The sequence below is a fragment of the Thermithiobacillus tepidarius DSM 3134 genome, from assembly GCF_000423825.1.
Taxonomy (GTDB): Bacteria; Pseudomonadota; Gammaproteobacteria; order Acidithiobacillales; family Thermithiobacillaceae; genus Thermithiobacillus; species Thermithiobacillus tepidarius.
The window spans coordinates 1-25224 of sequence record NZ_AUIS01000005.1 but is presented as its reverse complement, the minus strand read 5'-3'; the positions used below and the strand labels follow the sequence as shown (position 1 = coordinate 25224).

Below are 25224 nucleotides of genomic sequence, written 5' to 3'. Positions count from 1 at the left end.
CAGCCGCGGGCGCAGCCCGCTCCACCCCTCAAACCGTTGGGCTGAAGCAAGCTCAGCCCAAGCTACGTCCTACCGATGATACGCCCTCGACAGCTCATGCACCGCCGCCACGAAAGCCGCCGCATGTTCCGGCTCCACGTGCTGGTGGATGCCGTGGCCGAGATTGAAGACATGGCCGGAGCCGGGACCGAAGCTGTCCAGGATATAATGCACCTCGGCGCGGATGCGCTCCGGATCGGCGTAGAGCACGGACGGGTCCATGTTGCCCTGCAGGGCGACCTTGTGCCCGACGCGGCGGCGGGCGTCGCCGAGCTCTGTGGTCCAGTCCACGCCCAGCACGTCCGCGCCGGCCTCCGCCATCGTCTCCAGCCACTGGCCGCCGCCCTTGGTGAAGAGGATGACGGGCACGCGCCGGCCCTCGGCCTCGCGGGTCAGGCCGCTGACGATCTGAGCCATGTAGTTGAGGGAGAAATTGCGATAGTCGCGCGGGGTCAGCACGCCGCCCCAGGTATCGAAGATCATCAGGGCCTGGGCGCCGGCCGCCACCTGGGCGTTGAGGTAGGCGGTCACGCTGCGGGCCAGGAGGTCGAGGAGCCTGGCCAGGGTGGCCGGCTCGCCGTAGAGCATGCCTTTGATGCGGGCGAACTCCTTGCTGCCGCCGCCTTCCACCATGTAGGTGGCCAGGGTCCACGGGCTGCCGGCGAAGCCGATGAGCGGCACGCGGCCGTTCAGGGCGCGGCGGATGGAGCGCACCGCGTCCATGACGTAGCGGAGTTCGCCCTCGGGATCGGGCACGAAGAGCCGGTCCACGTCGGCCGCGCTGCGCACCGGCCGCTCGAACACCGGCCCCTCGCCCTCGGCGAAGCGCAGGCCAAGGTCCATGGCGCCGGGCACGGTGAGAATGTCGGAGAACAGGATGGCCGCGTCCAGGGGGAAGCGCTCGAGCGGCTGGAGAGTGACCTCCGTGGCCAGCTCCGGGCTCATGCACAGATCCAGGAAGGAGCCTGCCTTGGCCCGGGTAGCCCGGTATTCGGGCAGATAGCGCCCGGCCTGGCGCATCATCCAGACCGGCGTATAGTCGGTGGGCTGGCGCAGGCAGGCGCGCAGGAAAGTATCGTTTTGTAGCGGCGTCATCGGATATCCCATTCAAAAAAGCCGCCCGGGGTCGGGCGGCTCTGTCACGAACGATCGGGCTGCGCGGAGCTCAGACTCCCAGGTAGTCCAGGATGCCTTCGGCCGCCTTGCGGCCCTCGTCCACCGCGGTCACCACCAGATCGGAGCCGCGGCGCATGTCGCCGCCGGCAAAGATCTTGGGATTGCTGGTCTGGAAGCGCACGTCGGTCTTGACCCGGCCGCGCTCGTCCAGCTCGATGCCGAAGTCGGCGAACCAGGCGGCCGGCGAGGGATCGAAGCCAAAGGCGATGATCACGGCGTCGGCGGGCAGGATCTCCTCGGAGCCGGGCACCACCTCGGGCCGCCGGCGGCCCTTGGCGTCCGGCTCGCCCAGGCGGGTCTCCACCAGCTTCACGCCCTCCACCCGGCCGTTGCCGACGATTTCCACCGGCTGGCGGTTGAAGAGGAACTGGACCCCTTCCTCGCGGGCGTTGGCCACCTCGCGCTTGGAGCCGGGCATGTTCTTCTCGTCGCGGCGGTAGGCGCAGATCACGCTGGCAGCACCCTGGCGGATGCTGGTGCGGGTGCAGTCCATGGCCGTGTCGCCGCCGCCCAGCACCACCACGCGCTTGCCGGCCATGCTGACGAAGGGCGTGTTCTCCTGGGGCAGCTCCAGGTTGTGGCGCACGTTGCCGATCAGGAAGTCGAGCGCGGCGTAGACGCCGGGCAGGTCCTCGCCGGGGAAGCCGCCCTGCTTGTAGCGGTAGGTGCCCATGCCCAGGAAGACGGCGTCATACTCCTTGAGCAGATCCTCCAGCATGACGTCGCGCCCCACTTCGGTATTGAGCACGAACTTGACGCCCATCTCGGCCAGCAGGTCGGCGCGACGCTGCATGACCTGCTTTTCCATCTTGAACTCGGGAATGCCGAAGGTCAGCAGGCCGCCCACGCGCGGATAGCGGTCATAGACCACCGCCTCGACGCCGTTGCGGGTCAGGATGTCGGCACAGCCCAGCCCGGCCGGGCCGGCGCCGATGATGGCCACCCGCTTGCCGCTCGGCTGCACCTCGGGCTTCTTGGGCTGCCAGCCGCGCGCCAGGGCCTCCTCGGTGATGAAGCGCTCCAGCGCGCCGATGGTCACCGCCTCGAAGCCGTCGTTCAGGGTACAGGCCCCCTCGCACAAGCGGTCCTGCGGACACACGCGCCCGCACACCTCGGGCAGGGTGTTGGTCAGGTTGGAGAGATCGGCGGCCTCGTGGATGCGGTCCTCCACCACCAGCTGCAGCCAGTTGGGGATGTAGTTGTGAACCGGGCAGCGCCATTCGCAATAGGGATTGCCGCAGCTCAGGCAGCGCTCCGCCTGCAGCTTGGCCGATTCCAGGTCGAACTTGGCGTAGATCTCTTTGAACTCTTTCGACCGCTTCTCCGCCGCTTCCTTGGGCGGATCATTGCGGGGCGTTTTGACAAAGGAAAAGGTTCCCATTCTTACCTCTTCTTAGCGTGAGGGGTGAGGCGCAAGGCGTGGCGGCCTGCCCGCCTCGCGAACCCGCCGCTCACCGATTTAGCTCGCTTCTTCCAGCAGCACCTCCAGCCGCGCCGCCTTGGGGGCGACCAGCCAGAAGTGGCGAAGCACCTCGTCCCAGCGGTCCAGGAGGCCCTCGGCGTAAGTGCTGCCGGTAGCCTGCACGTGCTCCTGCACCTGACGGCGCAAGAGGGTGGCGTAGCCTTCCATGGACTCGATATGGACCCGGTGGATGTCCACCAGTTCCCGGTTCAGACGGTCGGCGAAACGGCCGTGGGCGTCATAGACGAAGGCCAGGCCGCCGGTCATGCCGGCGCCGAAGTTGACGCCGGTCTCGCCGAGCACCGTGACCATGCCGCCGGTCATGTACTCGCAGCCGTGATCGCCTAGGCCCTCCACCACCGCCACCGCGCCGGAGTTACGCACCCCGAAGCGCTCGCCGGCCATGCCCGCGGCATAGAGCCGACCGCCGGTGGCGCCGTAGAGGCAGGTGTTGCCGACGATGACCGACTCCTGGCTGGCATAGGACACACCCGCCGGCGGCTTGATGATCAGGGTGCCGCCGTTCATGCCCTTGCCCACGTAGTCGTTGGCATCGCCGGTCAGGGTCAGGCGCAGGCCCTGGATGTTGAAAGCGCCGAAGGACTGCCCCGCCGTGCCCTCCAGGTCGATCTGGATGGTGTCCGCGGGCATACCGGTGTTGCCGTGGCGCCGGGCGATCTCGCCGGCCAGGCGCGCGCCGATGGAACGGTTGGTGTTGCGCACCCGGTAATGCAGGCGGGTGGCGATCTTCTGCTCGATCCCGGGCATGGCGTCGGCCACCATCTGCTCCGCCAGTTGGCCCTTGTCGAAGGGCTCGTTGCGCGGCTGGGTCTGGATGTTGCTGTCCGCCTCGGCGCCCATGGCCGCGTTGGCCAGGATGGGCCGGATGTCCAGGCGCTGCTGCTTTTGCGTCTCGCCCGCCACAGGCTCCAGCAGCTGGGTCATGCCCACCAGCTCGTCGAAGCGCCGCACGCCGAGGCTGGCCATGATCTCGCGCACTTCCTGGGCGACGAAGCGGAAGTAGTTGATGACCATGTCCGGCAGGCCGATGAAGTGCTTGCGCAGCCCATCGTCCTGGGTCGCCACGCCGGTGGCGCAGTTGTTCAGGTGGCAGATGCGCAGGTACTTGCAGCCCATGGCGATCATGGGCGCGGTGCCGAAGCCGAAGCTCTCGGCGCCCAGCAGCGCCGCCTTGACCACGTCGAGGCCGGTCTTCAGGCCGCCGTCCGTCTGCAGGCGCACCCGGTGGCGCAGGTGGTTGCGGCGCAGGGTCACGTGGGTTTCGGACAGGCCCAGCTCCCACGGGCTGCCGGCATACTTCACCGAACTCAGCGGGCTGGCGCCGGTGCCGCCGTCGTAGCCGGCGATGACGATGCGATCGGCATAGGCCTTGGCCACGCCGGCGGCGATGGTGCCCACCCCGGCCTCGGCCACCAGCTTCACGGACACGTAGGCGGCCGGGTTGATCTGCTTGAGGTCGAAGATCAGCTGGGCCAAGTCCTCGATGGAGTAGATGTCGTGGTGCGGCGGCGGGCTGATCAGGGCCACGCCGGGCTTGGCATAGCGCAGGCGGGCGATGAGGCCGTTGACCTTGTGGCCCGGCAACTGACCGCCCTCGCCGGGCTTGGCGCCCTGGGCGACCTTGATCTGCAGCTCCTCGGCGTTGATCAGGTACTCCGGCGTCACGCCAAAGCGGCCCGAGGCGATCTGCTTGATCTTGCTCATTTTGTTGGTGCCGTAGCGCACCGGGTCCTCGCCGCCCTCGCCGGAATTGGAGCGCCCGCCCAGGGTGTTCATGGCGATGGCCAGCGCCTCGTGCGCCTCGGGCGACAGGGCGCCCAGGCTCATGGCCGCCGAATCGAAGCGCTTGGTGAGGCTCTCCACCGACTCCACCTCATCGATGGAGATGGGCTGCGTCTCCTTGAACTTCAGGAGATCGCGCAGGGTGGCCACGCCGCGCTGGTTGACCAGCTCGGCGAAGACTTTGTAGTCGCCGTAATCGCCGGACTTCACCGCGCGCTGCAGGTTGATCACCACGTCCGGGTTGTAGGCGTGGTATTCGCCGCCGTGCATGAATTTCAGCAATCCGCCGGCGCTCTGCTTCTTGCGCGGGCTGTAGGCGTCACGCAGCAGCTGGCGGACGTCCGCCTCCAAGTCCTCGAAGGAAGCGCCTTCCAGGCGCGAGACCGTGCCCGTGAAGCAGCGCTCCACCACCCGGCGATCGAGGCCGATGGCCTCGAAGAGCTGGGAGCCCCGATAGCTGGCGATGGTGGAGATGCCCATCTTGGACATGATCTTGTAGAGGCCCTTGTTGATGCCCTTGCGGTAGTTCTGCAGGGCCTTCTCCACCGTCACCGGCTGGGTGAACTGGCGCCGGCGGCCCATGTCGCGGATGATCTCGTAGGCGAGATAGGGGTAGACCGCGGTGGCGCCGTAGCCGATCAGGCTGGCGAAGTGGTGCGGATCGCGCGCGGTGGCAGTCTCCACGATCAGGTTGCAGCGCGTGCGCAGGCCGGCGTCGATCAGGGCGTGGTGCACCGCGCCAACGGCCATCATGGCCGGGATGTAGAGCCGGTCGCGGGCCAACTGGCGGTCGGACAGCACCAGGATCACGGTGCCCTGGCGCACGGCCGCCACCGCCGCCTCCGCCAGCGCCGCGATGGCAAGTTCCAGATTGCCCTCGCCGCTGGCGTAGGTCATGTCGAGGAAGCCGGCGCGGAATTCCGGCTCGGGCCGGCTGGTCAGCGCCTGGAACTTGTCGTCGGGCAGGACCGGGGAGTGCACCTCGATGCGGCGGGCGAACTCCGCCTTTTCCTCGAACAGGTTGGACTCGCTGCCGAAAGCCGTGTTCAGGGACATGACCACCGCCTCGCGCAGCGGATCGATGGGCGGGTTGGTCACCTGGGCGAACTGCTGGCGGAAGTAGTCGGCGATGTGGCGCACCTGGCGCGACAGCACCGCCATGGGGGTGTCGTCGCCCATGGAGCCCACCGCCTCCTGGCCGTCCTCGGCCAGCACGCGGATGACCTGATCGCGCTCCTCCAGGCTGACGCCGTAGGCCTTCTCGAAGACGGGCAGCTCGTCGCCCAGGCTCTGGGCCGGCTCTTCCGGCGCCTCCGGATCGGCGGGCAGGTGCACGGTGTGATCCCGCAGCCACTGGCGATAAGGCTGCGACTGCTTGAGCCGGGCATCGATGGCGTTGCTGTCCAGGAACGCGCCGCTATGCAGGTCCACCGCCACCATCTGGCCCGGACCGACGCGGCCCTTCACCAGCACGTCCTGATGGGTGTAGTTGAACACGCCCACCTCGGAGGCGATGTTGATGACGCGGTCCTTGGTGATCACGTAGCGGGCCGGGCGCAGGCCGTTGCGGTCGAGCATGCAGGCGGCGATGTCGCCGGTGTTGAAGACGAGGCCGGCCGGGCCGTCCCACGGCTCCATGCGCATGCTGTTGTACTCGTAGAAGGCGCGCAGGTCCGGATCGAGGCTCTCCATGTTCTGCCAGGCGGAGGGCACCAGCAGGCGCACGGCCTTGAAGAAGTCCACCCCGCCCATGAGCAGGGTCTCCAGCATGTTGTCCAGGCTGTAGGAGTCCGAGCCGCCGCCGACGATGGGCCGGATGTCGTCCATGTTCTCGAAGTAGGGCGAGGACAGGTTGGCCTCGCGCGCCTTGGCCCAGGAGCGATTGGCCTGCAGCGTGTTCAGCTCGCCGTTGTGGGCCAGCACGCGGAAGGGCTGGCACAGGCGCCACTCGGGCCAGGTATTGGTGGAAAAGCGCTGATGATAGGTGACCAGCGCGGAGGCGAAGCGCTCGTCGCGCAGGTCCGGGTAGAAGTCGGGCAGGTGGGCGGGCATGACCAGGCCCTTGTAGCCCACCACCTTGGACGAGCAGGTCACGGCGAAGAAGTAGCCGTCATCGGCGAACTGCTTCTCGGCGCGCTTGCGCAGCACGAAGAGCTGGCGCTCGAAGGCGTCCGCCGCCAGGCCGGCCGGCGCATTGATGAAAGCCTGCCAGACCGCGGGCTGGCTCTTCAGGGCTTCGACGCCGCAGGCGGCCTCGCCATTGGTGGGCACCTCGCGCCAGCCGGCGAACTCGAGCCCCAAGGCCCGGGCCTCGGCCGCGATGGCGTCACGGCAGGCCTGCGCGCGGCCCGCGTCGGGCGACAGGAAGAACTGGCCGACGCCGAAGCACTCGCCGAGAATCCAGCCCTGCTCGGCGGCCACCTGCCGCATGAAGGCCTCGGGCATCTGCGCCAGAATGCCGCAACCGTCGCCGCTCTTCATGTCGGCGGCCACGGCACCGCGATGGGTCAGGCAGCCCAGCGCGCCAATGGCGGTGGCCACGATGTAGTGGCTCGGCACGTTGTCCATCTGGGCAATCAGACCAAAGCCACAGGAATCTTTTTCGAATTCGGGAGAATATAGGGAGTGTTTCAGATCGTTCACAGTGAGTAAGCCCTCGCCCAGGGTCACAGAATCTCGGCGGCGCGCGCCGACCCGAGCATCGCCGTGGTGGCAGTCGAACCTGCAAGTATACTATCGTCCCGCCCGCACATTCAACGAACTTAGACCCAAAATATTAGAAAAGTTTGATGGACGCCTTGCGGCGCCGTTGCGCGCGAGGCGGCCTCAGCGCGGCTCCTCCGCCCGGTCGGTGGCATCCGCGGGCGCGGCATCTGCCCCCCGCGCCGCCAGCAGGTCCCGGATCTCCGCCAGCAGCCGGATTTGCCGCAGCAGCAGGAAGGGCGTGAAGAACCAGAGCAGGATGAGAATGATCAGCAGAATGGGCAGCAGCAGGCTCAAGCCCGTGCTCACGCCCGACAAAAAGCCCGTCAGCATGTGGTGACTCCGTGGGGATCGAAAAGTCTGTCGAATTCGGCGATGGCGAAACGATCGGTCATCCCGGCAATATAATCGGCCACCACCCGGGCGCGCCCCGCCGGCCCCTGCTCCTGCTCCAATGCCGCCACCCGCTGCTGATGCTTGAGCGGCAGCAAGCGCGGATCCTCGAATAGCGCCTGAAACAAGCGGGTCACCAGGCGCTTGGCCTTTTCGCTCTGGCGGTGCACCTGCGGATGGCGGTACAGCCCGCGCCGCAAAAACTGCTTCAGTTCGCGGTTCTGGGCCTGCAGCGCGGGCGAATAGGTCGCCAGCGGCTCCCGCTGGGCGCGGACGTCCTCGATGCCGGCCACCCCCGCCGCCTCGATGCGCGCCCGGGTGGTCTCCACCAGATCGGTGACGAACTGGCTGATGAGCCGCCGGATGGTTTCGTAAGCGAGCACCCGCTCGCCGGCATCCGGATAGAGAGCCCGCACCTGCTCGAAAACCCGCCGGAATACCGGCACTTCGCTCAACTGCTCCAGGGTGAGCAGGCCGGAGCGCAGGCCGTCGTCGATGTCGTGATTGTTGTAGGCGATCTCGTCGGCCAGATTGGTGATCTGCGCCTCCAGGCTCGGCTGGCCGCCGTCGACGAAGCGCCGCCCCACCTCGCCCAGCGCCGCCGCGCGCGCCGGCGAACAGTGCTTGAGGATGCCCTCGCGCGTCTCGAAGCAGAGATTCAGGCCCGGGAAGGCGCCGTAGCGCTCCTCCAGCTCGTCCACCACCCGCAGCGACTGCAGATTATGCTCGAAGCCGCCGTAGGACTGCATGCAGGCGTTCAGGGCATCCTGGCCGGCGTGCCCGAAGGGCGTGTGCCCTAGGTCATGGGCCAGGGCGATGGCTTCGGTCAGATCCTCGTTCAAGCCCAATTGCCGGGCGATGGAGCGGGCGATCTGCCCCACCTCGATGGAATGGGTGAGCCGGGTGCGATACAGGTCGCCCTCGTGGTTGACGAAGACCTGGGTCTTGTACTCTAGGCGCCGGAAGGCCTTGGAGTGGATGACCCGGTCCCGGTCGCGCTGAAACTCGCTGCGGCCCAGAGGCGGCGCCTCGGAGTGGCGCCGGCCACGGGTTTTGGCAGGATCGGCGGCGTAGGGCGCCAGCATGTCAGGACGCCGTCGCGGGCGCGGCGCCAACGGCATGCGGCCGGCCGGGGCAACGCAGCGTCAGCGGCTCACTGCCCGTCCTTCTCATGCAGCACCTGCATCATGGTCTCCGCCAGCAGCGGCATGCGCGCGGCGAAGAGCTCGAAGGCGGCGTCGGCGTACTGGCGGATCTCGTATTGGGCGTCGGGCTTGCGCCGCAGGTTGAAGAAGTTCATCAGGCTGCGGAAATTGATGGTCCAGTAGACATCCGAGTAGGCCGCCACCGGCGTCACGTTGCGCAAAAGCTCCCGCGCCCGGCCGCGGAACGGATCGCGGCCACCCTCTTTCTGGGGGATTTCGCCTGCCGCCCGGGCGGCGTCGATGCGCTGGCAGGCCTGCTCGTACTGGCGCTCGTACCAGTCGAAGAGCTGCGCCATCAGGGCTTCGTACTCGGCCACCGCTGCCTCGTCCAGCACCTCGAAGCCGTCCACGCGCCGCGCCTCGACATCGGGGACATAGGCCATGGAAATGGGCTTGCGGTAGCGCATGGAGAACTCGTTCCAGGAGCTGACCCGATGCTTGACCCACTGGCGCAGCACGAAGATGGGCGCGATGAAGCGATAGCGGAAGTAGACGGTCTCGAAGGGCGTGCCGTGGTTGTCCTTCAGGAGCAGGTAGAGCAGGGCGCGGTCCTTGTCGGTGAAGTCCGCCAAAGAACGCAGGCGCTTGTTGGTGGAGCTGATGCGCGCCGTGTTGACGATGGTCGCCTCATCCCCCCAGGCATCCTCCAGCTCGATGAAGCCGAAGTTGCCGATGCGGCGCGTGCCGGCGGGATTCAGCTCGCAGCGCAGCGCCACCTCGTCGGCCAGCTCCTGGGTGGGCTTGTTCAGCGTGAAGCTCATCGACCCTCCATGTGGGATTGTATCGCCTCGATCACCGCCGCCTCCGGGACATCGCCGGTGATGGTCGCCTCGCCGATGGCGGTCAGCAGCACGAAGCGCATGCGCCCTTCCTGCGCCTTCTTGTCCACGCGCATGTAGCGCAGATAGTCGGCCACCGGCAGGGCCGGGGCCGCGGTCGGCAGCCCGGCGCGCTTGATCAGGCGATAGATGGCACTCTGCTCGCTTTCGCGCAGGAGATCCAGGCGCCGCGACAGGTCCGCGGCCATGGCCATGCCGATGGCCACCGCCTCGCCGTGCAGGTAGGTGCCGTAGCCGGTGGCCGCCTCGATGGCATGGCCGAAGGTGTGCCCCAGGTTCAGGATGGCGCGCAGGCCGCCCTCGGTCTCGTCCTTGGCCACCACCCAGGCCTTGTCGGCGCAGGACTGCTCGATCACGTGAGCGAGCACCCCCGGCTCCTGGGCCAGCAGGGCGTCCATGTTGTCCTCCAGGTAGTTGAAGAAGCCCTGGTCGACGATGAGCCCGTACTTGATGACCTCGGCGATGCCCGAGCGATACTCCCGCTCCGGCAGCGTCTTCAGCGTATCCGTGTCGATCAGCACGGCACGGGGCTGATAGAAGGTGCCGATCATGTTCTTGCCGCGCGGATGATTGACCCCGGTCTTGCCGCCCACCGAGGAATCCACCTGGGCCAGCAGCGTCGTGGGAATCTGCACGAAGGGCACGCCGCGCTGGTACACGGAAGCCGCGAAGCCGGTGATGTCGCCCACCACGCCGCCGCCGAGGGCGAGCAGGGTGGTGCTGCGGTCGCAGCCATGGGCCAGCAGTTGGTCCACGATCTGCTCGATGGCGGCCAGCGTCTTGTACTGTTCGCCGTCGGGCAGCTCGATCACCACGGGCTCCCGGCCCATGGCCTGCAGGGTCTCGCGCAGGGTCGGCAGGTACAGCGGCCCCACCGTGGTGTTGGTCACCACGGCCACGGGGCCCTTGCCCAGGGCGGGCTCCAGCAGCTCGGGCCGGCACAGCAGGCCCGCGCCGATATGAATGGGATAGGCGCGAGGGCCTAGCTCGACGGTCAAGGTTCTCATGGTCTTGGAAATGCAGTCGGACGTACGAGGCATGATCCTTACACCTTTTACGCTTTTCCGCAACCGCCGTCCGCTCCGTCGTCCTTCAGGAATTTCACGATCTGGCCCACCACCTGCTCGGCCCGCAACCCGTCGGTCCGCAGCGTCAGATCCGCCAGCTCGCGATAGAGCGGCGCCCGCTCGCCTTGCAGCGTTTCCAGGCGCGCGCGCGGGTCGGCCACCTGCAGCAGCGGACGATTGCTGTCCATGCGCACCCGCCGCAACTGCTCGTCCACGCTCACGTCCAGATACACCACCCGGCCCATGGCCTTGAGCCGCGCCCGGTTTTCCGGCCGCAGCACGATGCCGCCGCCCGTCGCCAGCACCATGGGCCCCATCCCGGCCAGGTCCGCCAGCACCCGCGCCTCCCGGGCCCGGAAGCCGTCCTCGCCCTCGATCTCGAAGATGGTCGGAATCGACACCCCGGTGCGCTGCACGATCACGCTGTCGGAATCGTAAAACGGCAAATGCAGTCGGCCGGCTAAAAGCCGGCCGACCGTGGACTTGCCGGCCCCCATGGGGCCGATGAGGATGACGCTTTGCATGCGATTCACACGGATAGCTGAAATTGAAACCCTCATGGCAGTTTGGCGCTCATTCGCCATACCGCTGCCGAACTGCTCGTCACGCAGGCATTTCAACAAGGATACCCCGCCACAAGGGCGGGGTATAGAGCAGTTTCACTGTTTGGTTTCACTCCTACCGGTAAGTGGAGTTGGGCAAGTCACACGCTCTCAACTCGTCCTGCGCCACCGGCAGTACGAAGTTTATGCTCGAAGTCGCCTCCGTGCCTTGCACCTGCGTCTTGGCCCTGATGCGCGCCACGATCCAGGTGCCGCTTTGCTTCAGATAGGTCAGGTTGAAATTGGCCACGCCGTTGCTGTCGGTGGTCACCGTGGCCGGCAGCGAGCCCACCGCCGAATTGGGCGGCGTCAACACGCCATCGCCATTCAAATCCTCGCCTGCATCCAGCATCAGGTTCTCATTGACGTCTTCATTGTTGAAAGTGCCAGTGATGCCGCCAATCAGGAGGTCGCCGCTGGTGGTATTGTTGATCCCATCGTCATTGGTGACCGTACACGCCCCCGCGCTATCATGAGCATAAGTGCCGGTCTGATACTGTACTGGCCAGGCGCTCAGATTGACGGTGGTATTCGCCACCGGATTGCCGTTGGAATCAGCCACGAGCACCGACATGGGCAACTGGTAGGTGGTCGTGTTGGGCACCACCACCTTGGAAGCCTGCCCGATCACCACGGACCCGGCGGTATTGCCAATGACGATTTTGGTACTCGCGGATATCGATGTGCCCACGACAGTCGCCACCACGGTCACCCCGCCGGCCCCGGACGGCAGCGAGCCCGAAGTAAAGGTCGCATTGGCTTGGCCCAGCGGCGCGCTGGTATTAGCCGAGGTCAACTGCACGACCGGCGATATGGTTTCGCCACCGCCCGTGGGATTTACGATGGAAAAGGCGACCGGCGCGTTGCCCACCAGCTGGTTGCTGGCATCTCTGACCGTGGCGGTCAGCACGGCCGAATTGGTGGTCCCGCCAGTGCTGGGCGCCAGCACGTTCACGTTGGACTGCAGCGTGATGGTTGCCGCCACGCTGGAGGTGAAGGTGACCGTATGGCCATCGGAGTCGGTGACGTTGCCTCCCGCGTCAATGCCTTGGGCCTGCACGTTGGCCACCCCCGCATTCGTCGAGGACAGGGTGGCCGTTGCCGTACCCCCGACCACTGTCGCGTCATAAACAGAAGCCCCGTTTTCCGACCACTTGCCCAAAGTGCTTGCAAAGCGCACTTTGACTTGACCGGGAAGCGCCTGGACAGTGAAAGCGAGCGCAGAATTCAAACTTGCCGCGATCGGGTCAGCCACAGGCGATACGATCTTGAATTCGCTGCCCGCATCGCTGACCGTGAGCGATTGGGCGGCGGCGGTTCCCAAGGCACTGACATTCACGGTGATCGGACCCGCCCTGGTACCCGTCACTGTGGCCGTCATTCGCCCATTCACATCCGTGTTGCCGGATACGGGCGACAAGGTGGCCGAGCCGTCACCCGGGTTATTGGCCAGCGACAACGTCACCGGCGCATTGTAGACCGGATTGCCGCTGGCATCCTTGGCGGTCACCGTCAGCGTGGCGGGAGACGTTCCGTTGCTGACGATGCTGGTAGTATCCACACTCAGCTTCAGCGTCGACCCTTGGATCTGAACGGGAATCTGGGCACTGCTGGTGCCGTTGACGGAAGCGGTGACAGTCACCGTCCGGTTGCTCTTGTCGAGGGTGCCGGAAGAGAAGCTCACGGTGGCCCTGCCGCTGGCGTCAGTGGTTACCGTCGAAGCGCTGATCTGTCCCCCGCTTGCGCTGAAGGTGACGGGTACACCGGCCATGGCCGAATTTCCCACACCCAGAACGGTTGCAATAACGGTCGCGCTGTCTGAATTATCCGATTTGACGCTCGTTTTGCTGGTTGCGAGGGTAACCCCTGTTACGCCATCCACGCCGGAAGCGGTTGGTGCGGTGCTGCTGCCCGCACTCCCGCATACCTGCAGCAAGAGCATCGCAAAAGCAGGGGCGCCACACTGTGTCAGTTGCGCTTAACGCGACTCCGGCACCGGCCCATCCAGGATCTTCGGTGTCAGGAAGATGAGCAGTTCCGTCTGGTTCTTGGTCCTTGTCCGGTTTTTGAACAGATGGCCCAGCAGCGGCAACTTTCTCAAGCCCGGCACGCCGGTTTCCTGCTGGTTTTCCTCTTCTTCGTAGATGCCGCCGATCACCACGGTCTCGCCGTTGTCCACCAGCACCTTGGTCTTGACCTTGCGGGTGTCGATGGCCACGCCGCCGGGGACGATCTCGCCCTTGGAGTCGCGGGTGGCGAAGACGTCCAGATTGACCTTGCCGTCCGGGGTGATGCGCGGCGTGACTTCCAGGCTCAGCACGGCCTTCTTGAAGCTGACGGCGGTGGCACCGCTGCTGGTGGCCTGCTGGTAGGGGATTTCCTTGCCCTGCTCGATAATGGCTTTCTGCTGGTCGGCGGTGATCACGCGCGGGCTGGACACCACCTTGCCCTGGCCTTCGGCTTCGATGGCGGACAACTGGAAGTCGAGGATCTTGTTGCCCAGGAAGCTGCCCAGGCGGAAGCCGAGGCTGGCGGGCGTGAAGCCGCTGGTGGGGGTGGCCGGGAAGTTGACCACGGGCGAGGGGGTGACCACGCCCCGGGCGCCGCCGACCTGGCCGCCCGCATAGGCGCCGGACAGGTCGATGGAGTAGGGGAAGTCGTAGCCGGTGGTGTCGTTGTAGCTGCCGCCCCATTGCACGCCCAAGGAGCGGCTGGCGTTGGTGGTGGCCACCACGATGCGACTTTCGATCATGATCTGGCGCACCGGCCGGTCGAGCTTCGCGATCAGCAGCTTGATGTTGGCCAGGTTGCTGGGGGTTTCCTTGACGAGCAGGGAGTTGGTGCGGTTGTCCACCGTCACCGCGCCGCGCTCGGACAACAGGTTGTTGCCCAGTTGGCCGCTCAGGCCCAGAGACGTGAGCAGGCCGGTGCGGTAGGTTTCCGTTTCCTGGCGGGTGCCGTCCAGGCTGGTGTTGGTGCGGCTGGTGGTGGTGCTCGTGCCGGAGCTCGCCTTGAGCAGCTCGGCCAGCTCCTCCGCCTTGGCGTAGTTGACCTGGATCAGCTCGGTGACGAGCGGCTCCAGCTTGATCTTGCTTTGCTCGGCCTTGAGCCGCGCCTCTTCGGCCGCGTCCAGGTCCTTTTGCGGCGCCACCCAGATCACGTTGCCGTCCCGCCGCATGCCGAGCCCCTTGGATTCCAGGATCACGTCCAGGGCCTGATCCCAGGGCACGTTCTTCAGGCGCATGGTCAGGGTGCCGGTCACGTTGTCGGCCATGACGATGTTCAGGCCGGTGAAGTCGGCGATCACCTGCAGGGCGTTGCGGATGTCGATGGCCTGGAAGTCCATGCTGAAGCGCGCCCCGGTGTAGGGCTTGCCCGGCTCCGCCTTGGACGGATCGTCGGCGCGGGACAGCGCGCGCGGCTTGACCTCCACCACCAATTTGCTGCCTACCTGATAGGCGGTATAGTCGAAGGCGGCGGGCACGGTGAAGACGAGCCGGGTGTCCCGGCCGCGCTGATAGCTGTCCACGGTGCGCACCGGCGTGCCGAACTCGGTGACGTCCAGCCGGCGCTCCAAATGGGCGGGCAAGCGGGTATTGGGCAGATCCACCAGGAGGCGGTCGCCCTGCCGCTGCACGTCGGGCGAGGGCGTGCCCTGGGCGACTTGGATCTCCATGCGGCCGGCATTGTTCGCGCCGCGGTGGAAGGTCATGTCGGCGATGGCGGGCGTCGCCGGGCTGACGGCGCCCGCCGGCGGCACGGATGCCGCCTGGGCGGCGGACACCGGCGCTGCGGGCGCGGTGGCGAAGGCAGAGGCGAAAGCGATGCGATAGCCGCTGGCCGCGGGTTCGACCATCACCGGCATGGGCTGATTGAGCAGGAGCTCCAGGCGGGCCGTGTGAGAGGCGGGCAGATTGCTGGGTTTGATGAGCTGCACGTTGCCGCTGCCCCTGACCGGCTGCACGGCCGGGCCGAAGCGGGTGTTCAGGAAGTCGATCTGCACCCGCCGGCCGTCGTCCAGCACGTTGACATCGTAGTCGGGCCGCTGGCGCGCCTGGATCAGGATCCCGCCCCTGGCACCCTGCTGCTGCACCAGCCCGTCGATGAGCGCCGCCTGGCCCGCTGCGGCCTGGCTGGCGGCGGCAGGCTGAACCGGGGGCTCGATGGCGGCGAGAGCGGGCAGGGCGCCGATGCCGAGCAAGACCAGGGCCAGGCGCAGGGGGCGCCGCGCATGGTGCGGCAGCAGCGGGGCCGCGTGTGCCTGGGACGACTTCCGTCGGTCTTGTTGTTTTGCTTTGTTCATGCACTAACCTCTGTGGCTCAAACCGGCCTTGTCACCGGTCCTTCGTTATTTTTTTCACATCGAGTGCCGCTTGCCGCGCCGGATCGCGCCGTCAGGGCATCCGGTTCATTGCCAGGCGTTGCTCCCGCTTTTCGAAGCCGCCGTCCAGGCTGGGCACCAGCTCCACGATGCGCAGGGTCGCTTCTCCCGGCTTCTGGATGATGTCGATCACCTGTCCTTCGTTTTTGCCCAGGTAGCTGCCCCGCGTGATCCGATAGGTATTGTTGTCCGGCCCCTTGATGATGGCCCAGGGGCGGTGCTGGACGTCATGCACGATGCCGACCAGGGTCAGGCTGGCCAGGTCGAACTCTTCCAGGGGCTGGCGCGGGCGATTGGGGTTGGGCTTGGGCCCCTTGGCGATTTCCATGGCCCGCTCGCGCCGGCGGCTTTCCTCGAAACTGGTGAAGGGATTGCGGCCGTCCTCGCCCGTGTAGGCGATGATGCTGGGCAGGGGCGGCTCGGGCAGGGGCTCGATCTTTTTCGTCTTGCCCGCCCCCTCCGCCACGAACTGGCGCAGATCCGCCAGGTTATCATCCGAGCTGCCGCAGCCGGCCAGCACGGCGAAACCGAGAGCGCAGGCGGCGCCGCGGGCAAGCACGGCGGCTGCCGACCTGTGCGGGCGGGGCTTGGATTGCTTCATGACTTCGCCTCCTTCTGGGCCTGGGCGCGGGCCTTGACTTCCGCCTCGTCCAGGTAGCGATAGGTCTTGGCCGTGCATTCCAGCCGCAGTACTTCGGCGCCCGCGGCGCCGCTCTGGGCGGGGGCAGTGGCGGCGGCGCCGGCATCGGCCACGCGCTTGATGTCCAGGTCGTGCAGGGTGACGATGCGCGGCATCGCGGCAACCGCGGCGGCGAAATTGCCCATGGCGTCGTAGCCGCCCAGCACCTTGATCTTGACCGGCACTTCGGCATTGAACTCCAAGGCCTGCTCGGGCAGCGGCTGGAACAGCTCGAAATCGAGGCCGCGACTGCGCCCCGCCAGGGTGATGTCGTCCAGCAGCGAGGGGATCTCCGTCTGGCTGGGCAACTGCCGCAGCATGAGCCGCAGGCGCCGCTCGATCTCCTTGAGCTGCTGCTGGTATTCGTCGTAGTGGGCCGCCAGCCGCTGCTTTTCGCGCACCTGGCCCTTCAGGAACTCCTCCTCGCCCTGCAGCGAAGCATATTGCTCGTTGAGGGGCTTGAGCAGGAACAGATAGAAAAAAATGCCCAGAAACAGGGCCACCACGGCCACGGCGCCCAACTGGGTCTTCAGCGGCCAGCGGAAGAAGTCGTCGGGCTGCAGGTTGCGGATCTCGTCCCAGCTCATTGCCCTGCCGCCCCCTTGCCGGCGCTCGTCGCTTGTTGCTGCGCTTCCCCCTCCAGTGCGGGACGCAGGCTCACCTGCATCTTGAACTGGCCCACCGGCGAGCCGGCCAGCTCGCTCTTGGAGATGATTTCCAGCCTGGGTGCCGTGAATACCGAGGAGGCTTCGAGGTTGCGCATCAGCTCGGAAACCTGGCCGTTGGATTCGGCATAGCCTTCCAGCAGGAAACCCTGCGGCCCTTCCTGGACGTGGGTCAGGAATACGCCGTCGGGCGTGCGCGCGGCCAGCTCGTTGAAGACCTGCACCACGAGGCCGCGGTCCTTCTGCAGCTTCTCGACCACGTTGAGCTTGGCGAGCATGGCCTCGCGCTGCTGCTTGATGTCGGCGATGGTCTTGATCTTGACGTCGAGCTGGGCGATCTCCTGGCGGAGGAAGTCCACCCGCGCCTGCTGCTGCTGCAGCCGGTGATCGAAGCCCAGGTAGACGGCATAGAACAGCAGGCCGATCACCGCCGCGCCGGCGCCGACCAGCATGGTGCGGCGGCGCGCCAGCTCTTTGCGCTTGGCTTCACGGTAGGGCAGGAGGTTGATGCGAATCATGGGTCGAATCTCCGCAAGGCCAGACCGCACGCCACCGCCAGCGAGGGCGCCTCCTGTTGCAGGCGCTTGAGGTCTACGCCCGCCGCCACGTCCATGCCGGCGAAGGGGTTGGCGACGGTCACCGGCACTTGGCCACGCTCACGCAGCGCCTCGGAGACGCCGGGAATCTGCGCGCAGCCGCCGAAGAGCATGACCTGGTCGACATGAGCGTTGGGCATGCTGGACTGGAAGAACTCGAGGGAGCGCAGCAGATCGACTACCAGGTTGTCCACGAAGGGCGCCAGCACCGTCTGCTCGTAGTCCTCCGGCAGCCCGCCCCGGCGCTTCATGCGGCCGGCATCCTCCTGGCTGAGCCGATAGCGGCGCATGATTTCCTCGGTCAGGCGGTCGCCGCCGAAGCTGTGCTCGCGATTGTAGATGGGCTGGCCGGCCTGGAAGACGTTGACCTTGGTGGTGGTGGCGCCCACGTCGATCAAGGCCACGGTCTGGCCCAGGGGCACGGCACCCGGCTGCGCTGCGATGTGCTCGTAAGCGGCGAGCAGGGTAAAAGGCTCCACGTCCACCACCCGCGCCTGGATGCCGGCCTTGTCCAGGATCGCCACCCGGTCCTCCACCGCCTCGCGCTTGCAGGCGATCAGCAGCACCTGATCGTAGCCCGGCCGGGTGTCGTCGGGTCCCAACACCACGAAATCGAAGTTGACGCCGTCCATGCTGTAGGGAATGTACTGTCCGCCCTCGAGCCGGATCTGCTCGTCGATGTCCAGCTCGTTCATGCCGGCCGGCAGGGAAATGACCTTGATGATGGCGACGGCGCCGGGCAGCGCGGTGGCGGCTGCCTTGGCACGGGTCTGGCTGCGCTTGATCAGCGCGGCGACGGTGGCGGCCACCACATCCATGTCCGGCATCCCGGCCCCGCCGTTGTTGAGGGGCAAGGGCTCGATGCCGAAACGCTCCACGCGGTAGCGGCCCTTCGTTCGTGACAGTTCGACCAGCTTGACGGAAGAGGAGCTGATATCCAGCCCGATCACGGGAGGCGGAGCAAAAGCAAGCAATGGAGATCCTTTTTTCGCAACCTTTGGGTGGCATTCCCGTGCCTGGCGGGAATTTATCATTGTAAATATTGTCTTATCCGGGTTCCCGGTAATCACGGAAATTAGCAGTATTCTCTTCCCTGTCAAGGCGCGCCCAGGATTTTTTGCGGCTTTCCGATTCACGCTCCCGCCCGCCTTTCCCATCCATCCCAGCTAGACTATTCTTCGCTTCTATGACATGTTTTAGCTTGCCCGTTCCAGCCTGTACCAGCCCCTAGCGTCCAAAGAATATGCGGCCAGCCCTGCGCTTCCTCCTGTGGTCCCTGCTCGTCCTCGTGCTGCTTCTCAGTGCGGCCGGCATCGCGGGCTATCTCACCTACAACCGGCTGCAAAGCCAGCTGCCGGACATCAACCCGGTGCTGGACTACCATCCGCGCATGCCCCTGCGCATCTACTCGGCGGACAGCGTGCTGCTGGTGGAGATCGGCGCGGAGCGGCGCACGCCGCTGCACATCGACCAGATTCCCCGCCGGGTGCAGCAGGCCTTCATTGCGGCCGAGGACGCACGCTTTTACGAGCATGGCGGCGTGGACGCCATGGGCATCGTGCGCGCCGCCTGGGCCAACTTCCGCGCCGGCCAGGTGGTGCAGGGCGCCAGCACCATCACCCAGCAGGTGGCGCGCAACTTCTTCCTGGAATCCGACCAGACCTTCGAGCGCAAGCTCAAGGAAGCCCTGCTGGCGCTGAAGATCGAGCAACACCTGAGCAAGCCGAGCATCCTGGCCCTGTACCTCAATCAGATTTACCTGGGCAACGGCGCCTACGGCGTGCAGGCGGCGGCACAACGCTATTTCGGCAAGGACATCCGGGACCTGTCCCTGGCGCAGATCGCCCTGCTGGCCGGCTTGCCCAAGGCGCCCTCCGCCTTCAACCCGCTGATCAACCCGGAGCGGGCGCTGGCGCGGCGGGACTATATCCTGCACCGCATGGCCAAGCTCGGCTTCATCTCGCCGGCCGAGGCCGAGGCCGCCATCGCCGAACCACTGAGCGCCAGCCGCCACGTAGCGGGCAACGACATCGCCCCCTATGCCACCGAAGAAGTGCGCCGTTGGGTCGTCGACGCATTCGGCGAGGAGACCGCCTACAGCTCCGGCCTGCAGGTGTACACCACCATCCTGAGCGAGAACCAGCAGGCGGCACAGCAGGCGCTGGTGGAGGGCCTGGAGGCCTACGATCGCCGCCACGGCTACCGCGGCCCCATTGCCCGGCTGGATGACGCCGCCCTGCAGGCGGTAATCGACGGCCAGCCGCCCGCCGCGCTGCCCGGCAAGATCCCCGCAGGGCTGCACTGGGGTGCGGTGCTCGATGCCGACGCCGAGCGCGCCCGGGTATATCTGGATGCGGGCGAGGAGATTTCCCTGCCCTTCGCGGCCGTCGCTTGGGCGCACCGGGGATCGGACACGAGGCCCAAGCGGGTCAAGGACGTGCTGCAACGCGGCGATCTGATCTGGCTGCGGCAGGCGGGCAAGGATTGGCGCCTGGCCCAGATCCCCCAGGTGCAGGGCGGCCTGGTATCCCTGGACGCCGCCTCCGGACGCATCCTGGCCATGGCCGGCGGCTACAGCTTCGATCTGAAGCAGTTCAACCACGTGACCCAGGCCTGGCGGCAGCCCGGTTCCGCCTTCAAGCCCTTCATCTACGCCGCCGCCATGGACGGCGACGCCCTGGCGGCAGCCGGCCAGAATCACTATTTCACTCCGGCCAGCGTGCTGGACGATGGGCCCTTCGCGGTGGTGGACGGCTCCGGCAAGCTCTGGCAACCGGACAACTACGAAAGCAAGCACTACGGCCCGACCCGCCTGCGGGTGGCCCTGGCGCGCTCCCAGAACCTGGTCAGCATCCGTCTGCTGCAGGCCATCGGCCTGCCCTACGCCCGCGACTACGTGCAGCGCTTCGGCTTCAGCCCGCAGCAGCTCCCCAATGGGCTGTCCCTGGCCCTGGGCTCGGCCTCGGTCAATCTGCTGCAGATGACGGCGGGCTACAGCGCCTTCGCCACCGGCGGCTTCCGGCCGCACCCCTATCTGATCGAAAAGGTGCTGGACGCCCAGGGCCGCCCCATCACGCCGGTCAATTGCGGCCTGTGCGCCCAGCCGGCTCCGACCTCGACCGTGCTGCCGCCGGCGGTGGCCTTCCTCACTACCAGCATGATGCAGGACGTGGTGCAGCGGGGCACCGCCACCGCCGCCCGCAGCTTGGAGCGTCCCGATCTGGCCGGCAAGACGGGCACCACCAACGAATCCCGGGATGCTTGGTTCATCGGCTTCACGCCGCGCCTGGCGACGGGCGTTTGGGTGGGCTTCGACCAACCACGCAGCCTGGGGCGGCGCGAGACCGGCGGGATTACGGCCCTGCCCATCTGGATCGACTACATGCGCACGGCGCTGAGAGACCAGCCGATCGGCGAATTCCGCCAGCCGCCCGATGTGGTGGTGCGGGAGATCTCTCCCAATCGCGGCTTTTTAGTGGACAGCGGCGGCATCCCCGAATATTTCCAGGAAGCCCATCTGCCGCCGGCCTTTGTGCCCCAGCCCCCGGATCTGGAGGGCCAGGCAGCGCCGGTGGCGGATGTGCCGGAGGCCGATCCGGCCACCACCAACCTGTATGAAGAGCTGTTTTAGGACACGATGAACAGACCCCCCCAGAACTCCCGGCGCTTGCGCCAGCTGGTGGCTACCGAGGCCGCCCGCATCATGGTGGAGGAGGGCATCCAGGATTTTCGGCTGGCCAAGGACAAGGCCCTGCGGCACCTAGCCATCAGCGGCGACAGCCAGCAGGTGCTGCCCTCCAATGCCGAGATCAATGCCGAGGTGGAGATCCGCCTGCGCCTGTTCCAGGGCGACCGGCAGCCGGTCCTGCTGCGGCAGCTGCGGGAAGCAGCCCTGCAGGCCATGGATCTGCTGGCCGACTTCGATCCGCGCCTGGTGGGCTCGGTGCTGGAGGGCACCGCCACCGAGCACTCGGATGTCAATCTGCACCTCTTCGCCGACACGCCCGAGAGCGTGGCCTTCTTCCTCATGGACCGCGGCATCGACTATGAGATCGGCAGCCAGCACCTGCGCTTCGGCAACAACTACCGGGAACTGCCGAGCCTGCGCTTCGAGCTCGGCCCGGCCGCCATCCACTGCGTGATCTTCGCCCCGGACGAGGGGCGCGAGGCGCCCGTTTCCCGCATCACCGGCAAACCCATGCGCCGCGCGCGGCGCAAGCAGGTAGAAGCGCTGATGAGCGCGGAATAGCGGCACGGCGCAACGGCAGGCACGCGCCCGGCGGGAGGGAGAGGGGTAGGGTCCAGGCGTTTCACCCCATCGTCCCGCCGCGCAGCGCAGCGAGGCAGGAACGGGCTGGTCCGCGATTTGGTGGCGGTCGGGATGGCGGATCGCGAGCCAGCTCGCTCCTACAGCCGGACGCGATAGGCGGATCGCTTGCGAGATGCCGGTGCCGCCGCTGGCGCCAGCCCACTCCTCCGACTCCGTTTGCACCGGCATCAAAACACTATAATTCCCCCGCCCGCCCGGTTATACTCCGCCGCAACTCAATTCCGCCGTTTTTTCCGAGATTCCTATGTCACGCAAGCTTCGCAACATCGCCATCATCGCCCACGTGGACCACGGCAAGACCACCCTCGTGGACAAACTGCTGCAGCAGTCCGGCACCTTCGCCGCCCACCAGCAGGTGGAGGAACGGGTCATGGACAGCAACGCCCTGGAGCGTGAGCGCGGCATCACCATCCTGGCCAAGAACACCGCCATCACCTACGGCGACACCCACATCAACATCGTCGATACGCCCGGCCACGCCGACTTCGGCGGCGAGGTGGAGCGGGTGCTGGGCATGGTGGACGGCGTGGTGCTGCTGGTGGACGCCTGCGAGGGGCCCATGCCGCAGACCCGCTTCGTCACCAAGAAGGCGCTGGCGCTCGGGCTCAAGCCCATCGTGGTGGTGAACAAGGTCGACCGCCCCTGCGCCCGCCCCGACTGGGTGGTCAACGCCACCTTCGACCTCTTCGACAATCTGGGCGCCACCGACGAGCAGTTGGACTTCCCGATCGTCTACGCCTCCGGCGTGCAGGGCTACGCGACCCTGGATCTGGAGCAGCCCAGCAGCGACATGCGCCCGCTCTTCGAGACCATCCTGAGCCACGTGCCGGCGCCCACCGGCAGCGCGGAGGAGCCGCTGCAGATGCAGATCGCGGCGCTGGACTACTCCAGCTTCGTGGGCCGCATCGGCATCGGCCGCGTCTATCGCGGCAAGATCTATCCCGGCCAGGACGTGATGGTGCTCAAGGGCGACGCGGACAAGCCGGTCAAGGGCCGCATCCTGCAGGTCTTCGGCTTCCGCGGCCTGGAGCGGGAGGAAACCCCGGCGGCCTATGCCGGCGACATCGTCGCCATCACCGGCATCGAGGAGATCGGCATCGGCGCGACCATCGCCGACATCGCCTCCCCGGAGGCCCTGCCCTGGAAGCCGGTGGACGAGCCGACCCTGACCATGAACTTCCAGGTCAACACCAGCCCCTTCGCCGGCCAGGAAGGCAAGATGGTCACCAGCCGGCAGATCCGCGCCCGCCTGGAAAAGGAGCTGCTCACCAATGTGGCGCTGCGGGTGGAGGACACGGACAACGCCGACGTCTTCCGGGTGTCCGGGCGCGGCGAGCTGCATCTGACCATCCTGCTGGAAAACATGCGCCGCGAAGGCTTCGAGCTGGCCGTCTCGCGCCCGCGCGTGATCTTCAAGGAAGTCGACGGCGAGAAGCAGGAACCCTATGAAATCCTGACCGTGGACGTGGAGGAGCAGCACCAGGGCGCCATCATGGAGAAGCTCGGCCTGCGCCGCGGCGAGCTGCTGGACATGCTGCCCGACGGCAAGGGTCGGGTGCGCATCGAGTACCGCATCCCGGCGCGCGGGCTGATCGGCTTCCAGACCGAGTTCCTCACCGCCACCAGCGGCACCGGCATCATCGCCCACGTCTTCGACGGCTACGGCCCCATGAAGGGCCCCATCCCGGCGCGCATCAACGGCGTGCTGATTTCCGCCGAGCAGGGCGAGGCCGTGGGCTTCGCGCTCTTCAACCTGCAGGAGCGCGGCCGCCTCTTCGTGAGTCCCGGCGAGAAGGTCTACGAGGGCATGATCATCGGCATCCACAGCCGCGACAACGATCTGGTGGTCAACCCGCTCAAGGAAAAGAAGCTGACCAACATGCGCGCCTCGGGTTCGGACGAAAACATCATCCTCACCCCGCCCATCAAGCTGACGCTGGAATCGGCCATCGAGTTCATCGACGACGACGAGCTGGTGGAGATCACGCCGCAGTCCATCCGCATCCGCAAGCAGTTCCTCAAGGAGCACGAGCGCAAGAAAGCTGCCCGGCAGGGGGATTGACCTGGACCATCCCGCTGGCGAGACGCATCGCGGGCCCACCCGCGCCTGCAGCCGCTAGCAGCAATCCGGCCAGGAATGGCCAGCGGGCCTCCCGCCACGGCAGGCGCGCGCCCGGCGGGCGTCGGAGGCTGAGCGGGTGCCGGTAAGGGCATGCAGGAGCGAGCTGGCTCGCGATTCACCGCGGCGGCCGGGATAAAGGATCGCGGGCCAGCCGTGTGATCCAGGACGATACCGGTGTTCGCAAGGCTGTCCCCTCATCCTGCCCGCTTCCAGTGGGAGCGGGGATTCCGGGCGGGCGCGGTGCCAAACCGAGCGGGCTGTCATCCTGGCTTGTAGGAGCGAGCTGGCTCGCGATTGCTCGCTAGTCGATATGGCTGATCGCGAGCCAGCTCGCTCCTACCGCCAGCGGCGACAACGGGCTGCTAGGTTGCCTTCGCCGTGCCCCCGTTGTCCCGCCGGGTCGTGCAGGGCACCCCGCGCGGGACAACGGGGGCACGGCTCTTTGCCTTCTCTTGGGCAAGCCAGAGGCAACGACCAACGGGAGTTTCTGCGGCGCCTCAGGCAACTGGCGCTGTCCGTTTTCGCGAGGCATAGCCGAGAGCGACCAGCGGGAGCGGCAAAGTGATTTGCTGTCGGATAACCCCCGATGCCGAAGCACCCGCGGGCGCAGCCCACTCCAACCTACATCCGTTGAGCTTCGCTGCACTCAGCCCAACCTGCGCTTCTCAGCCTCGCCGCCCCACTGCACCCCTCAATTCGCTGAACAAACCATAATTACCCGACCTGCCGCAGGGCCGGACACCGTCCCCATCCCCGGAGTAAACCTGTTGACACATACATGATAATCATTATCATTTGTTCAGCATAGAAAATGCGAATCATTACTAGGGTCTGTTCTCAATCAAGCGAAAAGCGTTATGCCATATGCAACCGAGGGGCTCTGTTGAATTTCAAGTGGGTTGCCGGGCATGAGGGTTGATCACTGCGAAGTCGAGCTTGCCGGCGATCAGGAAGATGACGGTTCTGATAGTGGTGAAGCGGGTGAAGCCGCGAGCGCGGCGCTTGGCGGACTGAAACAGGCCGTTGAGCGCTTCGAGGAAGCCGTTGGTCTGGCGGGTCTGGGCCCAGGCGACGATGCCCTCGAGGTGGCGACGGACCATGGCGGCGACCTCCTTCATGGGTTCGACCTTGGAACGCATGACGCAGGTGCACCAGTGCTTGA

At 66.6% G+C, this 25224-nt stretch carries 18 protein-coding genes; 3 read left to right on the top strand and 15 right to left on the bottom strand.

Translation table 11 applies throughout. From position 1 onward, the window contains the following. Positions 1-69 precede the first annotated feature (69 nt). The 14 genes from hemE to pilM all read right to left on the bottom strand — a co-directional run bounded on the left by hemE (position 70) and on the right by pilM (position 18584). Positions 70-1134, bottom strand: a complete 1065-nt coding sequence (gene hemE, locus G579_RS0102685) for a uroporphyrinogen decarboxylase (RefSeq protein WP_028988957.1) — start codon at positions 1132-1134, stop codon at positions 70-72. A gap of 70 nt (positions 1135-1204) precedes the next feature. After that, positions 1205-2596: an FAD-dependent oxidoreductase gene (locus tag G579_RS0102680; protein ID WP_028988956.1), complete on the bottom strand. Its 1392-nt coding sequence runs from the start codon at positions 2594-2596 to the stop codon at positions 1205-1207. A gap of 78 nt (positions 2597-2674) precedes the next feature. Further along, positions 2675-7123, bottom strand: a complete 4449-nt coding sequence (gene gltB, locus G579_RS0102675) for a glutamate synthase large subunit (RefSeq protein ID WP_028988955.1) — start codon at positions 7121-7123, stop codon at positions 2675-2677. A gap of 183 nt (positions 7124-7306) precedes the next feature. Then, complete coding sequence (locus G579_RS0102670) at positions 7307-7516, bottom strand: hypothetical protein (RefSeq protein WP_028988954.1); 210 nt, start codon at positions 7514-7516, stop codon at positions 7307-7309. After that, positions 7510-8661 carry a deoxyguanosinetriphosphate triphosphohydrolase gene (locus G579_RS0102665; RefSeq protein ID WP_155989718.1) on the bottom strand — a complete coding sequence of 384 codons (1152 nt, stop codon included), beginning with the start codon at positions 8659-8661 and terminating at the stop codon, positions 7510-7512. Before G579_RS0102665 ends, G579_RS0102670 begins: the two co-directional genes overlap by 7 nt. Positions 8662-8729: 68 nt before the next feature. Next, positions 8730-9542 carry an FAD-dependent thymidylate synthase gene (gene thyX, locus G579_RS0102660; protein ID WP_028988952.1) on the bottom strand — a complete coding sequence of 271 codons (813 nt, stop codon included), beginning with the start codon at positions 9540-9542 and terminating at the stop codon, positions 8730-8732. Next, complete coding sequence (aroB, locus tag G579_RS0102655) at positions 9539-10627, bottom strand: 3-dehydroquinate synthase (protein ID WP_028988951.1); 1089 nt, start codon at positions 10625-10627, stop codon at positions 9539-9541. Before aroB ends, thyX begins: the two co-directional genes overlap by 4 nt. Positions 10628-10674: 47 nt before the next feature. Further along, positions 10675-11211, bottom strand: coding sequence for a shikimate kinase AroK (aroK, locus tag G579_RS0102650; protein WP_028988950.1), 537 nt, complete (start codon positions 11209-11211; stop codon positions 10675-10677). Between the two features lie 154 nt (positions 11212-11365). Further along, complete coding sequence (locus tag G579_RS18500; RefSeq protein ID WP_081662542.1) at positions 11366-13231, bottom strand: beta strand repeat-containing protein; 1866 nt, start codon at positions 13229-13231, stop codon at positions 11366-11368. Between the two features lie 36 nt (positions 13232-13267). Further along, on the bottom strand, positions 13268-15592 hold the full coding sequence (locus G579_RS15435; RefSeq protein WP_051180749.1) for a type IV pilus secretin PilQ: 2325 nt from the start codon (positions 15590-15592) through the stop codon (positions 13268-13270). Between the two features lie 91 nt (positions 15593-15683). Then, positions 15684-16271 carry a pilus assembly protein PilP gene (locus tag G579_RS0102635; RefSeq protein WP_028988948.1) on the bottom strand — a complete coding sequence of 196 codons (588 nt, stop codon included), beginning with the start codon at positions 16269-16271 and terminating at the stop codon, positions 15684-15686. Continuing rightward, positions 16268-16936 carry a type IV pilus inner membrane component PilO gene (locus G579_RS0102630; RefSeq protein ID WP_028988947.1) on the bottom strand — a complete coding sequence of 223 codons (669 nt, stop codon included), beginning with the start codon at positions 16934-16936 and terminating at the stop codon, positions 16268-16270. Before G579_RS0102630 ends, G579_RS0102635 begins: the two co-directional genes overlap by 4 nt. Then, positions 16933-17532, bottom strand: coding sequence for a PilN domain-containing protein (locus G579_RS0102625; protein ID WP_028988946.1), 600 nt, complete (start codon positions 17530-17532; stop codon positions 16933-16935). The genes G579_RS0102630 and G579_RS0102625 overlap by 4 nt, the downstream gene beginning before the upstream one ends. Continuing rightward, the gene (gene pilM / locus G579_RS0102620; protein ID WP_028988945.1) at positions 17529-18584 is read right to left on the bottom strand and encodes a type IV pilus assembly protein PilM; all 1056 of its coding nucleotides are present in this window, start codon (positions 18582-18584) and stop codon (positions 17529-17531) included. Before pilM ends, G579_RS0102625 begins: the two co-directional genes overlap by 4 nt. Before the next feature lie 269 nt (positions 18585-18853). Here pilM and G579_RS15430 point away from each other — a divergent pair, with 269 nt between their 5' ends. The 3 genes from G579_RS15430 to typA all read left to right on the top strand — a co-directional run bounded on the left by G579_RS15430 (position 18854) and on the right by typA (position 24002). Continuing rightward, the gene (locus G579_RS15430; RefSeq protein WP_051180748.1) at positions 18854-21241 is read left to right on the top strand and encodes a penicillin-binding protein 1A; all 2388 of its coding nucleotides are present in this window, start codon (positions 18854-18856) and stop codon (positions 21239-21241) included. A gap of 6 nt (positions 21242-21247) precedes the next feature. After that, a complete protein-coding gene (locus G579_RS0102610) occupies positions 21248-21859 on the top strand; it encodes a hypothetical protein (RefSeq protein WP_028988944.1) in 612 nt (203 codons plus the stop codon). Between the two features lie 325 nt (positions 21860-22184). Beyond that, complete coding sequence (gene typA / locus G579_RS0102605; RefSeq protein ID WP_028988943.1) at positions 22185-24002, top strand: translational GTPase TypA; 1818 nt, start codon at positions 22185-22187, stop codon at positions 24000-24002. Positions 24003-24952: 950 nt separating this feature from the next. Here the strand turns inward: typA and G579_RS0102600 are convergent. Continuing rightward, positions 24953-25224 (bottom strand): transposase (locus G579_RS0102600; protein WP_028988942.1); only part of this gene is annotated, 272 nt, incomplete at its 5' end.